This window comes from Brachybacterium sacelli, assembly GCF_017876545.1.
In the GTDB taxonomy this organism is placed as follows: Bacteria; Actinomycetota; Actinomycetes; order Actinomycetales; family Dermabacteraceae; genus Brachybacterium; species Brachybacterium sacelli.
Window position 1 is genome coordinate 92008 of sequence record NZ_JAGIOD010000001.1, and the last position, 14591, is coordinate 106598.

Consider the following 14591-nt stretch of genomic DNA (forward strand, 5'->3'; position numbering starts at 1 on the left):
GGCGGCGGGTCAGGAGCGGGAGGTGGCGAGCTGGTCCATCTGCTCGAGCTCGAGGTTCTTGGTCTCGGGGACGAACTTCAGCACGAACACGATCGAGACGAGGGCGACGGCGGCGTAGAGGGCGTAGGTGGTGCCGATGGACCAGGCGGCGAGCACCGGGAAGGTCAGGGTGACGGCGAAGTTCGAGGCCCACTCCACCCCGCCGGCGACGGAGGTCGCGGCGCCCCGGAGACGGTTGGGGAACATCTCGCCGATCAGCACCCACATGATCGGTCCCCAGGTGCCCGCATAGGCGAACACGTACAGGCACAGCGCCACCAGGGCCAGCACCCCGCGAATCGGATTCGAGGCGAGGTCGGGGGCGAGACCGCCGCCGTCCTGGGCGACCTGCGGGGCGGTGAGCATCACGATCGCCGTGACCACGAGGGCCGCGAACATCGCGACCGAGCCCCACAGCAGCAGCGGGCGCCGCCCGATCCGGTCCACCAGCAGCATGCCGACGATGATCGCTGCGATCTTCACGCCCGTCAGGACGAGGGTCTGCTGGAGGGCATCCTGCTCGTCGAAGCCGATGGTGGAGAAGATCGTGGTCGCGTAGTAGAAGATCGCGTTGATCCCGACCAGCTGCTGCAGGGCGGCCAGGCCGATGCCGACCCACACGATGCGCTGCAGGTTCGATCCGCTCGGGGTGAGCAGAGAGCGGAATCCGCCGCCGCCGTGATCGCCCAGCGAGAACCTGATCTCCTCGACGCGCTGATCGACGCCCTGCTCACCCACGGTGCGCACGAGCACCGCGCGGGCCTCCTCGAGGCGGCCGCGGGAGATGAGGAAGCGTGGCGACTCGGGTGTCACGAGCGAGGCGACCAGGTAGATCACGCCGCCGACGGCGACCGAGAGGAAGGCCCACTGCCACACCTCGAGGTCGAGGCCCGCGATCCCCAGGTGGGAGGTCGACAGCGGCGCGTCCCCGGTCGGGGCCGGAGCGGCCCCGAGCATCGCGTCTCCCAGCAGGCCGCAGACGAACAGCCCGATGATCAGCATGAACTGGCGCAGGGAGACGAGCATGCCGCGCATCGAGGCGGGCGAGGTCTCGGAGACGTAGGCGGGGGCGATGGTCATCGCCGCACCCATCGCCATCCCGGAGAAGAGGCGCCAGAACAGGAACATCGCCATCGAACTGCCGACGAAGGCGGTGCCGACGGAGGAGACGATGAACAGGATCGCGGCGATCACCATGATCGCCCGGCGGCCGACCCGGTCGGAGAGGCGCCCGGCGAGGAACGCCCCGAGCACGGCGCTGAGGACGCCGAAGGCCACGGCGAAGCCGAGCAGGCCGGTGCTCGCGCCGGTGTGGAAGGCCAGTGCGTTCTTGACGACGTTCAGCGCCATCGCGTCCCAGCCGAACATGAGACCGGAGATGGACGCGGCCAGTGCGGCGCCCAGTGCGCGGCGACGTGCGGCGCGGGGGACGGTGGGGCTCGCCGCGGTGGGCGAGGAGGCGGCGGAAGCGGGGGTCGGACGGGTCATGCGAACAGGTCCTTTCCTGGTCGACAGGGGCGTCGGGGCGGCTGCCGGAGGCGGTCGGGCGCGGGGAGTCATCCCTGTGTGGCGCGACCTCGCGGGGAGAGCACGACGAGGGCGGCGCCGACGGCGCCGGCGAAGGCGTCGAGGCGGCCGCGGGCGAGCGGCACCAGCGGGAATCGCTCCCCCACCCCCTCGGCGACGAGGGGGCGGACGGCGTCGAGCAGATGGTCGTCGGTGTCGAAGAGGTCACCGGTGAGGATGACTTCGTCGGGGTCCACCAGCGTGGTGGTGAGGACGAGGGCGCGCGCGATCGACCGTGCCACGCGATCGAGGACGGGCCGCAGCGCCTTCGGGTGGGCAACGAGCGCCCCGGGCAGCTCTGACGGGGAGCGCAGCACGATCCCGTGGGTCCTCAGGGCGGCGAGCACGGCAGGGGTGGAGGCGACCGTCTCCAGACAGCCGGATCGTCCGCAGCGGCAGGTCATGCCGGGCTCCTCGACCGGGAGGTGGCCCACCTCCCCGGCCATGCCGGTCGCTCCGAGGTCGAGAGCGCCCTCCCGGACGACAGCCCCTCCGACGCCCTGATAGCAGCGCACGTGCAGGGTAGTGCGCCCGTCCTCCGCGCTCGCCAGGTGCTCCGCGAACGCGGCGAAGCGCGTGGTGTTGTCCACCTGGACGGGAAAGCCGTGACGCGCGGTGAGGTCGGCGACGAGGGCGCGCCAGGGGGCCCGCTCCGGACGCGTGAGGGAGATCGGACCGGAGACGCCCAGGCCGATGCCGCGCAGGGCGGGGGTGCGCTCCGGGAGGTCGAGCCCGTCGAGCAGCTCGTGCACGATCCGGTGCCGGGGGCCGCCGCCGAGGGCGTCCTCGTGTGCGCGCTCCTCCTGCGCGAGCGTCTCGCCGAGGATGTTCAGGGTGACCACGCGGACCGCGCCGTGGGCGAGGTCGATGCCGATCGCGCGCACGGCGTCGGGATCGACTGCGAGGCGCTCGGTGGGGCGGCCGCGGCCGTCCTGCTCGTCGTGCCCGACCACCGCGATCGCGCCCTCGTCCGTCAGGCGGGTCAGGACGGCGGAGACGGTGGAGCGTCCCAGCCCCGTCGTCTCGGCGATCCGGGCGCGGGTCAGCACCCCGCCTGCACGGAAGGCCTCGATGACCTCCCTCTCGCGTGCAGAGGCGGGAGCCTGATGAGACCCCGTCGTGGACATGGCGCCCACGCTAGAGGGCGCGATTTCTTCCGGGTGGCGGGTGCAGAATTAGCGCGCGGATGTGACGCACATCACAGGTGGCGGTGATGCTCGGTCGCTGCAGCGGGAGGCACACCTCCGGTGCAGCCGTCCTCGCGCTCCCGGCGCCGGGCGGCCCACCCGGACGGGCCCGTCACCAGCACCGACCGCACCCGTGACGCCGCGCCCCGGCAGGCGTAGCGTGCCTACATGGCTCCTGATGCGCAGTCCACCCCGACCTCAGCCCCCGACATCACCGCCGACGTCGTCGTCCTCGGCGGCGGTCCCGTCGGCGAGAACGTCGCCCAGTACGCGATCGAAGGCACCGAGATGACCGCCGTGCTCGTCGAGGGCGAGCTGCTCGGCGGAGAGTGCTCCTATTACGCATGCATGCCCTCGAAGGCGCTGCTGCGCCCGCTGTCCGTGGCCGACGCCGCCGCCCATCTGCCGGGGATCACCACCCCCGAGGTCCGGCGCGAGGAGCTGCTGGCCCGGCGCGATGCCTGGGTCTCCCACTACGACGACTCCGGGCAGGTGCAGTGGGCAGAGGGCGCGGGCCTGCAGGTGGTGCGCGGCCACGGCCGGATCGCCGGGGAACGGGAAGTGCTCGTCGAATCCCCCGACGGCGCGGGGCCGACGCGCGTGCGGGCCCGGCGCGCGGTCGTGCTGGCCACCGGCTCGCAGGCCGTGATCCCCGAGCCGCTGCAGCCCTTCACCCCCTGGATCTCGCGCGATGCGACCGGGGTGCGAGAGGTCCCCGAGCAGCTGGCGATCGTCGGCGGCGGCGTGGTCGCCGTGGAGGCCGCGACCTGGCTGGCCGCCCTCGGCGCGCAGGTGACGCTGCTGGTGCGGGGGGACGGACTGCTGACGGGCTACGAGCCCTTCGCCGGTGAGCACGTGCGCGAGGCGCTCGAGGCTCTCGGCGTGCGCGTCGAGCTCGGCACCTCCGTGGTCGACGGCGAGCGCACCGACGCCCGCGACACCGGGCTCGGCAGGATCCACGGCGGGCGCGTGACGCTCCAGGTGGAGGACGCGCAGGGCCGACGCGAGGTCGGCGCCGACGAGCTGCTGGCCGCCACCGGGCGCCGGCCCGCATTGAAGGATGTCGGGCTCGGGACGATCGGGCTGACCTCCGAGGACGTCATCGGCGCGACGGGCCCCACCACCCCCGAGGCGACCGGCTCGCCGCTGCCGGACTGGCTGCAGGCGGTGGGCGACGCGAGCGGGGAGGCACCGCTGACGCACTGGGGCAAGTACCGCGCCCGGGTGATCGGGCAGGCCATCCGCGCCGGCGTCACCGGGGAGCCGCTGGAGCCCGTGCCCGAGACCGTACCGGTTCCCCAGGTGGTGTTCACCGATCCCCAGGTCACCTCCGTCGGCCTCACCGAGGCGGCCGCGCGCACGGCCGGGCACGAGGTGGTCACGACACAGGTCCCCTTCGGGGGCGCGGCCGGCTCCGCCCTGCTGCGCGACGACGTGACCGGCACCGCCCAGCTGGTGGTCGACACGACGACGAAGACCCTGGTCGGAGCCACGTTCGTCGGCCCCGAGGCCTCCGAGCTGATCCATGCCGCCACCATCGCGATCACCGGGCAGGTGCCCGTGAGCGTGCTGCGACATGCGGTGCCGAGCTACCCGACGTCCTCCGAGCTGTGGTTGCGGCTGCTCGAGGAGCTGCCGCGGGAGCTGCGCACCGCCTGACCGGCTGCTCGCCGACCGGAGAGCCGGTGCCCGGTCTCCGGGGCCCGGGGTCCGGCGTCCGGCGTCCGGCGTCCGGCGTCCGGCGTCCGGCGTCCGGCGTCCGGCGTCCGGCGTCCGGCGTCCGGCGTCCGGCGTCCGGTACTACCTTCGGAGGAGATCCCGCAGTCGCACTGGTCATGGGTCCGGCGATCGGGTGCAATGGAATGCGAGGCGCCCGCCGGCGCCCGCTCCAGCGGCCCGGGAGGATCAGTGTTCGACTCGCACCGACGCCGACGCCACCTGCGCAATGCCGCACCGGGCGACGGCAGCGCGCTGCCGGACTATCAGCTCTGGCAGATCTTCCATCGCACCCTGTTCACGCTCGAGCTCGACGACGCCGCCGGGGGCACCGAGGTCTGCACCGTGGACGTGCACTACTTCGCGGACGACCTCGAGGACCGCGACAGCGACGAGACCTGGACCGACACGGAACAGGAGGGGCCTCCACCCCCGCCGGTGGCGCTGTACCGGGACGGACTCCAGGAGAAGGTCGCGGACCCGCCGGTGGCCTTCGCGGTCTCGGGCGGCGTGATCGAGGTGAAGATGGGGACGTACGGGCTCTCCCGCATGCACTACGTCCCCGAGGACGGTCCGACCCGGATGCTGCGCCCGTACCCTCGCTCGCTGGAGGGTCTGCGAGCCCGGTTCGGCCGACGGTTCCCGCGGGTCAGCCGGGCGATCGGAGCGCTCGCGGTGGTCATCCTGCTGGTGGGCCTCGTGCTGATGGTCCCCCAGGCCGCGGAGCTGATCACCCAGGTCGACATCGTCGCCGAGCACGTGGGCACCTTCACCTCACCGATCAGCCTGCCGGTCTGGGCGAACACGGCTCTGCTGGGGGCAGGCATCGTCGCGGGCCTCGAGCGCGCGCTGACCTTGCGCAATCACTGGCTGATCGACGCCGACACCACCTGGACGTCCTTCGCCTGAGCAGGCGCGGGACCTCGTGACCACGGGGAATTCGCTCGCCACCGTCACCGGCGCGCCCTACCCTCGACCCGTGACTTCCGGCTCTCCTCCTCCGCCCGGGTCCCTTCCGGACGCGCTCTACGCCGACCCGCGCCTGGCGGCCTGCTACGACACGTTCAATGGTGAGCGCGACGATCTCGACCGCTACGAGTCGATCCTCGCCGAGCTCGGAGCCCGCACCGTGGTCGACATCGGCTGCGGCACCGGAGCGCTGGCCGTTCGGCTCGCGGCCTCCGGTCTCGACGTCACGGGCGTCGATCCTGCCGCCGCCTCCCTCGAGGTCGCCCGCGGTAAGCCGTCGGCCGAACTCGTGCGCTGGGTCCTCGGCACCGCCGAGGATCTGTCCACTCTCGTGGCCGACGCCGCGGTGATGACCGGGAACGTGGCGCAGGTGTTCGTGACCGACGAGGGCTGGGCGAGCACCCTGCGGGCGCTGCGCGCCACCCTGCGCCGAGGCGGGCATCTGGTGTTCGAATCCCGTCGGCCCGCGCGTCGGTCCTGGGAGGAGTGGCAGGCCGAGAGCGCCGAGCAGGTGTGGGAGGTGCCGGGAATGGGCCGGGTGGTCGGGGTCGGGCGCCCGACCCTCTGCGAGGTCGAACTGCCCCTGGTCACCTTCGCCGACGACTTCACGTTCGAGGACGGCAGCATCGTCACCTCGACCACGACGCTGCGTTTCCGGGAGGAGCGCGAACTGCGCTCTTCCGTGGAAGCAGCCGGATTCACCGTCGAGGAGATCCGCCAGGCGCCGGACCGCCCCGATCGGGAGTTCGTGGTGATCGCCCGGGCGAGCTGAGATCCCGACCGCCCTCATCGCCGCGGCCGGTCCGCGCCGACCCGGTCGTTGTCGGTCAGTCGCCGGTGCCCGTGTAGAAGCCGTAGGTCGCGTCGGCATTGCGCTGGGCGACATCCGCATCGACACCGGAAGCCGCGTGAGCCACCGCCCATCCATCGGCCGCACCTCGGTAGAAGGACTTGCCCTCCTCGGTGACCGCCCAGGCCTCGGCCTCGGACGGGGCCAGCGACCCCTCGACGGCGCCGAGGTGCAGGGCCAGGCCGAGCAGTCCGCCGTCCCAGCCGACGCCGGTGGCGCCGGGGCCGAAGGTCTCCCACATCTCCGCCGGGATGTCCGCCTCACGGCTGATGTGCTCGAGCTCGAAGCGGGTGGCGTCGCCGTCCTCGGCGAGGCGGACCGTCACCCACGACACGTCTCCCATCATCTCCCAGGTGGCGCGATACTCGGCCGTGCCATCGGCGGGCGGCTCGCAGGCGAGGATCTCGCCCCCGGCGTTGCCCTCGAACTGGTATCGGCCGCCGAGACGGAGGTCGCCGCTGATCGGGAGGAACCAGCGCGGGATCCGCTCGGCGGAGGTGACGGCGTCCCAGACGTCGTCGATCGCGGCGGGGTAGGTCTGCTCGAGGCTCTGGACGTGCGAGGGCTCGCCGTCGATCTCCTCGGTGCGGTAGCTGCGGGTCACGGATGTCAGCTGGGCGGGGACGTCGACCATGTCAGGTCTCCTTCGTGAGGTGGTGGGAGGTTGCTTGCGGGGGCATGCGGGGCGTGGTGCGCCTCGTCGGGGTGGGTGGTGGGCGGTTGCCCGGCCGCGAGGCGGCGCTCGCGCTTTCCCCGGGCGAGCTCGGTGCCCAGGGCGTCGAGCCTGGGCAGCCAGAACCGTTCGAAGGGGCTCAGCCAGTCGCTGGCCTCCCGGGGTCCGCGAGGGTCGACCGCATAAAGACGCCGCCTGCCCTCCGGCCGGACGGTGGCGAACCCGTGCTCCCGCAGGACCCGGAGGTGCTGCGAGACCGCCGGCTGGCTGATCGCGAACTCCTCCTGCACGGCGTCCCCGATCTCGCCCGCACTGAGCTCCCCGTCGGCGAGGAGCTCGAGGATCCGCCGCCGCACCGGGTCACCCAGGACGTCGAGAGCGTGCACGTGCCAATCATTGCGCCCACGCTTATATAAGTCAAGGTTGAAGTGTCGGCGGGATCAGAGCCGAAGTCGGTGCACCCGAGCTGTCCGTCGGGACGGTTCGTCGGGGCGGCCTGCGTCTCTCGCAGCACGCGCCGCCGGGCCCGATCAGCTCCTCCGCGCCGCCAGCACGATCCCCCGGTAGGCGAGGCCGACCGCGACCAGCCCCACCCCTGCCACGAGGGAGCGCCCGGGCAGGGCTGCGACCAGCACCACACATCCGACCAGCCCCATCACCTGCAGCGACCTCGGGAACATCCGCCATTGCCCGGCCTGGGTGAAGGCCGCGAGGTTCGCGACCGCGTAGTACAGCAGCACTCCGAAGGACGAGGCCGTGATCGCGACCAGCACGTCGGAGGCCAGCAGCACCAGCACCAGCACGGCCAGCGCAGCGACGACCTCCGCCCGCTGCGGCACGGCGTACCGGTTGCTGGAGCGGGCGAGGGGTCGCGGCAGGTCCCCTTCGCGAGCCATGGCGAGGATCGTGCGGGAGACGCCCGCGACCAGGGCCAGCAGCGCCCCGGCAGCAGCTGCGACGGCACCGACGGTGATGATCGCTTCCCACGCCGGGCCCGCGCCCACGGACTCCAGAGCGCTGAGGAACGGCGCCGGCCCCCAGCCCTCGCCGGTGGGGGCGGGGCCGACGAACACCAGCAGGATCGACAGGCCCAGGTACAGCGCGCAGACCAGGGCCAGGGCCACCAGGATCGCCCGCGGGATGGTGCGACGGGGGTCGAGGACCTCCTCGCCGAGGGTCGCCACCCGGGCGTAGCCGGCGAAGGCGAAGAACATGATGGCGGCGGCCTGCAGCACGACGAGCGCGATCCCGACGACGCCCCCGGTGCCGGCGCCGAGCGCCGCGGCCAGGCCACCGTCCCACAGCCCCGCGGCCTCCCCGGCCAGTGGCCCCGGGATGGTCGAGAGATGGGTGAGGCCGGCGTCCCCGTCGGTGGAGTCGAGCCCTTCGGACGGGTCGATCGGGGCGACGGCGAGACCGACGACCAGACGCCCGGCTGTCAGCAGCAGCGCGGCGACCGCCACGGTGACCAGCACGCGGGCGAGGGCGGCGGTGCGGGTGATGCCCACGAGGTTCACGGCCGTCAGGACGATGATCACCAGCGCGGCCACGAGGCGCTGGGCCGGCTCGGGCACCAGGTAGGCGGCGATGACCAGGGCCATCGCGGCACAGGAGGCGATCTTTCCGATCACGAAGCACCAGCCGGCGAGAAAACCCCACCAGGGCCCCAGCTGCTGGTTGCCGAAGTGATAAGTACCTCCGGAGGACGGGTGCTGAGCAGCGAGCTGTGCGGTCGAGGTGGCGTTGCCCAGGGCGACCACGCCGGCCAACAGCACCGCGAGCGGCGCCAGAGTGCCCACCAGGTCCTGGGCGGCTCCGAGAGAGACGAAGGCGCCCGCCCCGATCATCGAGGCGAGTCCGATGACGACGGCGTCGTCCAGTCGGAGACGGCGGGCGAGAGCCCCGGAGGACGCTGGGCCGGCGGAAGTGCTCATGAGGGCCATTCTCGGGCAGGAGTGGGGGCGAGGGCGACAGGGTTTCGGCCACCGCGTTGCGGAGTCTCGAGGCCTGCCCCCCGGGCGGTCGAGATCGACATGAGGACCACTTTGTGGCCCGCAAAGTGGTCCTCATGTCGATCTCGATGGGCCGACGACGGTCAGACCGGGCCGAAGGGGCCCGTCCGTCGTCAGTGCGGCTCCGGCGAGGAGCCGATGAGGCGGTCAGCCATTCCTGGCGGCGCCGTGGCCGATGCCGCTGTTGCTGCCGCCGGGGGTGCCGCTGTTGTTCCCGGGGCCGCTGTCGTTCTCGCCGAGGCCGCTGTTGCTGCCGGGGCCGCTGTTGTTCCCGGGGTCGGGATCGTCGGTCCCGCGTGGCCCGTTTCCCCGACCATGGCCATGCGCCTTCCCGGGATGCTCCCTGTGGCCGCCATCGGCGCAGTCGCCCTCCTCGGCGTCCTCCGGGAAGCCCGCGTCCAGGCCCACGATCATCGGGTCGTGGTCCGAGGAGCCGAACACGCCCTCCTCATAGAGGTCCGTGGCGTTGTTCTTGTACCGCGAGTACTGCGCCATGACGGACTCGGGCCCGTTGATCTGCCAATCGGTCGCGCCGGTGACTCGCTCGGCACCCGCGGCATTGGCGAGGACGTGGTCCAAGGAGCCGACCATGCCGCCGTAGCTGTAGGACCAGCCCTCGGGGTCATAGGTGTCGCCGAGGTCCACGTAGCCCTGCTCGTAGAACAGCTGTAGCGGCTCCTCCTGGGTGTAGGCGTTGAGGTCGCCGCCGTGGAAGACGTCCTCGACGCCGAGCTCCTCGGCCGTGGCCTCACCCCAGTCCAGCAGCGCCTCGGCCTGCTGCAGGCGGGAGGTGCGGGCGTTGCCCTGGACAGGGTCCTCCTCGAGCTCTGCATCCTCCGCGTCAGCCGAGCCCTTGGACTTGAAATGGTTGATGGTGAACAGGAACGGCTCGCCCTCGACCTGCTCCTCGTCCTCGCTCTCACCCCCGCCCTCGACGGGCACGAACTCCTGGCCGATGGGCTCGCGGGCGTTGTCGAACGCCTCGTGACCGGCGAGGATCTGCACCTCGCCCGTGGGCTCGACGGCCGCGGGCTGATAGATGATCGCGTTGGTGATCATGTCCTGGCCACCGTCCAGGCCCTGGGCCGCGTAGGTATCGGCGGTGGGGACGTAGTCCCAGGTGCCCTCGCCGTCACGCTCGTTCAGCGCGGCGACCAGGGTGTCGGTGGCCTCGTCGGGGGTCTCCCCGAGGCGCGCGGAGTTCTCGATCTCGATCAGGCCCACCACCTCGGCGCCGGTGCCGGAGATGGCCTCGACGATCTTGGACTGCTGGCGCTCGAGGTCGTCGGCTCCCCACGCGCCGCGCAGGTCGCAGCCGCCGCGAACGTTCGTGCCCTCACCTTCCATGTTCGTGTAGGGCTCGCAGCCGGGGGTGTCCTCGCCGAGAGTGGTGAAGTAGTTCAGCACGTTGAAGGTGGACAGCTGCAGGTCGCCTCCGACCTCGTCGGGCGCGTCCTGGCGGGTGCCGGCGAAGTCCACGCCGTCGGCGTCGACCCCGCTCCAGGGGGTGGTGGTGTTCAGCCGCCACTGGTCGAAGGAGTAGGCGACCACGACGGGCTCGGCGAAGGTGGCGCTCGCACCGACCCGCACCGGTTCCTGCGTGGTCAGCCAGCTCATCGGCTGCTCGGGGTGCTCGGTGAAGTCTGTGCTGCGGCCGTCATCGAGCAGCACCAGGTTCTGGGCCTGCCGCTCGAAGTAGGCGGTGGCGTCCTCGCCAGGTCGCATCACGTCGCCGGCTTGCTGCAGGGGCTCGTCGCCGATCGCGAGGCCCACTTCGCCGAAGCGGCCCGTGTCGTAGACGTCGGTGACGGTGAAGTCGTCCTCGCCGGGCAGGTAGAGCATGTGCTCGAGGCTCTCGCGCTGGGATTCATCGGTCGGGAATCCACCCTCGAGGGTGGTGGGCTCGACGGGGTCGAGCGGCTCGGCGAGCGGCTGCAGGCCCTCGGCGCCGCCGGTGATCTGAGTGGAGCCGTGGTACTCGGAGACCTCGCCGGCCACCTGCACGGAATCGCCGACCGCGACTTCGTCGGCGGTCTCCGCGGAATACACGAACACGGCGGTGGAGCCCTCGTGGCGGGAGAGGTCGAGCGCTCCCCCGGTGCCCGGGGTCTGGATGACGTAGCCGTCCAGGCCGCCGGTGGCGTAGACCGCGGTGACCACGCCCTCGGTGACGACGGAGGTGCCGACCAGCGGACTGGCAGCCCCGGTGCCCTGGATCTCGGCGATCGACACCTCGGCGGCCTCGGCAGAGGGGGCGAGCCCGGGGGCGAGGCTGACACCGAGGGCAAGTGCAGCCGCGACAGCACCGAGACGGGCCCGATACGCGCGCGGTGCGGTGCCGTGGAGGGCCCGATGCGCGCGCGGTGCGGCGCCGTGGAGGGGAGTGCTCATCGCGGGGATCTCCTGAAGGTCGTGATGGGGCGAGTCTGGTGCCGGGGTCCGACGCACGAGGCCGACGGGTTCAGGTGAGACGGTTCAGGTCAGACGGGACAGGTCGGACGGTTCAGGTCGAGCGGCATCCCCCGGGCACGTGGGACGGACGGAGATACCCAGGATCGTCGAGCTCCCCGGGGGTACGGGTTGCCGACACCGACGGCCCGGGCATCGAGATCGACACGGGGACCACTTTGCGGGTCTCATCTTGGTCCTCATGTCGATCTCGAGCGGTGAGGGTGCCGTCGAGCTCGCGTCAGCGGTGCGTCAGGCGGTGTCGCAGCCCGAGCGCTCCGATTCCGGCGAGGGCGAGGAACCCGATCGCCACGACGTAGGGCGCGACGTCGGCCCCGGTGCGGGCCAGGTCCGACGGGGTATCGCCCGCCGTGGGCTCACCGGTGCCGTCGTCCACCGGCGGGGCCTCGGTGTCGTCTTCCTGAGCAATGTCGCCCTGGGAGCCGCCGCCCTGGGCGTCATCACCCTGGTCAGCGCCACCCTGCGGGTCCTCGCCCTCAGAGCCGTCACCCTGACCGTCCCCGCCCTGGCCATCCTCACCCTGGGAGACGTCGGCTTCGTCCCCGCCGTCGCTCGGCGGCGGCGTGGCGCCCTCGTCTCCGCTGCAGCCGTCGGGCATCTCACCGGAGCTCCCGGTGAACGAGGGGAGGTCGGCGGTGATCTCGGTGCCGGCATCCGGGATCGCGGTGATGCTCAGCGGCACGTCGGTGCCCTCTGGGACGCACAGCCCGTCGGTGAGGGTGACGTCGGCGTAGGCACGGCCCTGGTCCTCGACCATCTCGTAGGGCGCCTCGAAGGTGCCGTACTCCCCGGCGTCGACCACGACCTTCTCGATCTGGGGAGCGCCGAGGCTGAGTGAATCGAGGCCGCCGATGCGCAGCACCGCGTCGCGATCGGTGCCCGCCACGGCATCATCCTCGCCGCCGTCGAGCACCTGCAGGTCCAGCTGACGCTGCGAGTAGTCGGGGGCGAGGTCCGAGTTCGCCTCGAGGTACTCGATGAAGGCGTCGCGATCCAGCACACCGGAGTCGCGCACGTCGGCGGCCTCGGAGAGGGTCCACATGTTGTCGCCGCCCTCGAAGAGGAAGCTCGCGGTGACGATCGTGTAGGTGCCCTCGGGGTCGATCGGCTCGCCGCCGATGCGCACCTCGGTGATGTGCTCGTCCATCTCGCCGGTGGAGTCGAAAGTGTACTCGACGTTGTTCGAGACGCTGAAAGCGAGGAACTCGCTGGTGGGCGCGCCCTGCTCATCGCGCTGCCACTGCTCCTCGAGCATCTGGATGAACTGGGCGCCGGTGACCTCGCCGGAGTTGAGGGTGTTGCCGAAGGGCACCATGGAGTTGGCCTCGGCGTAGGTGACCACGCCGTCGCCGTCCTCGCCGGCCGCGTCGTACCAGAGCTCCGCACGGATGCCGCCGGGGTTCATCCAGCCGATGACCTCGTGCTCCGATCCCGCCCCCTCGTCCTCGAGCCACCACTTCATGGAATCGGCGAGCATGTCGCCGGCGGCGGAATGGCGGGAGCGGTCATCTCCCTTGGTGTTGGCCTGGTCGCTGACCGGGTCCTGGGTGCGGCGCACGCCCTCACCGTCGTACTCGGCGACGGAGGACCCCCAGGAGGTGGTGATGTCGTCGGCGATGGTGCCGACCGGCTCCGAGCCCTCCTCCTCGGCGTTCTCGAGTGCGTCCGCGACGATGGTGGAGGCCTCCTGGTAGGTCTCGTCACCCTCGCAGGAGGCGAGGTCGGCGTTCTCCGTGGGGATCAGCTCGGTCCCGCCCTCGGTGACGTCCCAGTCGCCGTCCTCGCCCAGCGCGAGGATGACCGAGCCGAGGTTCGCACCGTTGGCGCCGGTCTGCATGATCGGGCGCACCTCGCCGTCCTGGCCGGGCACCGGGGCGTTGTAGGCATAGGTCTGGTGGGAGTCGCCGTTGAAGATCGCATCGACCTCGGGGGAGGTCTCGCTGACGATCTTGTCGAAGACCGGGTCGGAGTTGGCCGGGGCCTCGCCCGGGGCACCGTTGCCGCTGGCGCCTTCGTGGTAGGAGGCGACCAGGACGTCGTACTCCTCGCCGGAGGCGTCCAGCTCCTCGATCGCGTCGTTGACCGAATCGACCGGATCGAGGAACTGCAGGCCCTCGATCTTGGCGGGGCTGACCTTGCTGACGGTCTTGGTGGTGACGGCGCCGACCACGGCGACCTTCACCTCGCCCGCGTCGACCATCGAGTACGGCTGCTGGGCATGCTCGCCGGTCTCCTTCTCGACGACGTTCGCGGCGAGGTAGGGGAAGTCGGCGCTGTCGGAGATGCGTCCGTTGAGGTCCTCCTGGCCCTGGTCGTACTCGTGATTGCCGATCGCGCTCGCGTCCACACCCAGGGCACCCAGGAGATCGAGGGTGGGCTCGTCGTTCGCGACCGCGGAGGCGAACGCACTGCCGCCGACGTTGTCCCCGGCGGACAGCAGTGCGGAGTTCTCGTGCTGGCTCCGGGCGGTCACCGCGGTGCAGGCGAAGGCGTTGCCGGCATCGAGGGCGCCGTGGAAGTCGTTGAAGCTCAGCAGGTTGACCTCGTCGCCGGGGTCGGCGGCGACGGCGGCACCGAACGGCGCGGCGGCCGACGCGGCCACCAGGGCGACGGCCCCGAGTCCCACGGACGCGCTGCGCGCGAAGCGCCGGGCGGGGGTGTCGATCATGGAAAGGGCTCCTGAGGAGGGAGGGACGGGAACGGCGGTGTGCTCCCCGCTATCTCAGCTCACGTGGCTCCAGACACGCCCAGGGGTTCCCCGACCTGGCCGACACCTGACATCGATTGTTCACCCACGGAGGTGACCGGCGTCTCGGGAATGACCGGACCTCGACGGCGACTTTGCCGGTGCTTGACCCGGATCTCCGGGGGCGGCCGCGGCGAGATCGAGGTCACCGGTGACCGCTTGCCGGGTGTGACGACGCTCGAATGCCCCCGCGCCCAGGTATCGGTGCCCCGCGGATGTGGGTAGCATCGATGAGGACTTCGGACGGCCCGCCACCCGTGCGCCCGTCTCCGGCTCCGAGCCCGACCGATCTCGGGCTCGCCACCCCGGGTCGCACCCGGCACCGCCCGCAGCCCGCCGCTCCTCACCCATCTCCCGCCGACGC

At 71.8% G+C, this 14591-nt stretch carries 10 protein-coding genes; 3 read left to right on the forward strand and 7 right to left on the reverse strand.

The genetic code is table 11. The annotated features are described in order from the left end of the window. Nucleotides 1–9: 9 nt before the first annotated feature. Nucleotides 10–1527, reverse strand: coding sequence for a sugar porter family MFS transporter (locus JOF43_RS00420; protein WP_209897773.1), 1518 nt, complete (start codon nucleotides 1525–1527; stop codon nucleotides 10–12). Between the two features lie 68 nt (nucleotides 1528–1595). Then, nucleotides 1596–2732, reverse strand: a complete 1137-nt coding sequence (locus JOF43_RS00425) for an ROK family transcriptional regulator (RefSeq protein WP_209897775.1) — start codon at nucleotides 2730–2732, stop codon at nucleotides 1596–1598. Between the two features lie 228 nt (nucleotides 2733–2960). Here JOF43_RS00425 and JOF43_RS00430 point away from each other — a divergent pair, with 228 nt between their 5' ends. From JOF43_RS00430 to JOF43_RS00440, 3 genes are all read left to right on the forward strand, one after another. Beyond that, the gene (locus tag JOF43_RS00430) at nucleotides 2961–4451 is read left to right on the forward strand and encodes a dihydrolipoyl dehydrogenase family protein (RefSeq protein ID WP_209897776.1); all 1491 of its coding nucleotides are present in this window, start codon (nucleotides 2961–2963) and stop codon (nucleotides 4449–4451) included. A gap of 249 nt (nucleotides 4452–4700) precedes the next feature. Continuing rightward, the gene (locus JOF43_RS00435; RefSeq protein WP_209897778.1) at nucleotides 4701–5417 is read left to right on the forward strand and encodes a hypothetical protein; all 717 of its coding nucleotides are present in this window, start codon (nucleotides 4701–4703) and stop codon (nucleotides 5415–5417) included. A gap of 70 nt (nucleotides 5418–5487) precedes the next feature. After that, nucleotides 5488–6249, forward strand: coding sequence for a class I SAM-dependent methyltransferase (locus tag JOF43_RS00440; RefSeq protein WP_209897780.1), 762 nt, complete (start codon nucleotides 5488–5490; stop codon nucleotides 6247–6249). A gap of 55 nt (nucleotides 6250–6304) precedes the next feature. Here JOF43_RS00440 and JOF43_RS00445 read toward each other — a convergent pair whose 3' ends face one another. The 5 genes from JOF43_RS00445 to JOF43_RS00465 form a co-directional block, all read right to left on the reverse strand. Beyond that, nucleotides 6305–6961 (reverse strand): SRPBCC domain-containing protein, encoded by a 657-nt coding sequence (locus JOF43_RS00445; RefSeq protein WP_209897782.1) that lies wholly within the window; start codon nucleotides 6959–6961, stop codon nucleotides 6305–6307. Further along, a complete protein-coding gene (locus JOF43_RS00450) occupies nucleotides 6937–7386 on the reverse strand; it encodes an ArsR/SmtB family transcription factor (RefSeq protein ID WP_209897784.1) in 450 nt (149 codons plus the stop codon). Before JOF43_RS00450 ends, JOF43_RS00445 begins: the two co-directional genes overlap by 25 nt. 144 nt (nucleotides 7387–7530) lie before the next feature. Then, a complete protein-coding gene (locus tag JOF43_RS00455) occupies nucleotides 7531–8934 on the reverse strand; it encodes an APC family permease (RefSeq protein ID WP_209897786.1) in 1404 nt (467 codons plus the stop codon). Nucleotides 8935–9159: 225 nt separating this feature from the next. Beyond that, a complete protein-coding gene (locus JOF43_RS00460) occupies nucleotides 9160–11403 on the reverse strand; it encodes an ExeM/NucH family extracellular endonuclease (protein ID WP_209897788.1) in 2244 nt (747 codons plus the stop codon). 298 nt (nucleotides 11404–11701) lie between these two features. Continuing rightward, nucleotides 11702–14149, reverse strand: a complete 2448-nt coding sequence (locus JOF43_RS00465) for a 5'-nucleotidase C-terminal domain-containing protein (protein ID WP_209897790.1) — start codon at nucleotides 14147–14149, stop codon at nucleotides 11702–11704. Between the last annotated feature and the right edge of the window lie 442 nt (nucleotides 14150–14591).

Bases quoted from the DNA above. Each gene is read 5' to 3' on its own strand.
- JOF43_RS00465 (WP_209897790.1), bottom strand. From the start codon at position 14,149: ATGATCGACACCCCCGCCCGGCGCTTCGCGCGCAGCGCGTCCGTGGGA.
- JOF43_RS00430 (WP_209897776.1), top strand. From the start codon at position 2,961: ATGGCTCCTGATGCGCAGTCCACCCCGACCTCAGCCCCCGACATCACC.
- JOF43_RS00420 (WP_209897773.1), bottom strand. From the start codon at position 1,527: ATGACCCGTCCGACCCCCGCTTCCGCCGCCTCCTCGCCCACCGCGGCG.
- JOF43_RS00445 (WP_209897782.1), bottom strand. From the start codon at position 6,961: ATGGTCGACGTCCCCGCCCAGCTGACATCCGTGACCCGCAGCTACCGC.
- JOF43_RS00455 (WP_209897786.1), bottom strand. From the start codon at position 8,934: ATGAGCACTTCCGCCGGCCCAGCGTCCTCCGGGGCTCTCGCCCGCCGT.
- JOF43_RS00425 (WP_209897775.1), bottom strand. From the start codon at position 2,732: ATGTCCACGACGGGGTCTCATCAGGCTCCCGCCTCTGCACGCGAGAGG.
- JOF43_RS00460 (WP_209897788.1), bottom strand. From the start codon at position 11,403: ATGAGCACTCCCCTCCACGGCGCCGCACCGCGCGCGCATCGGGCCCTC.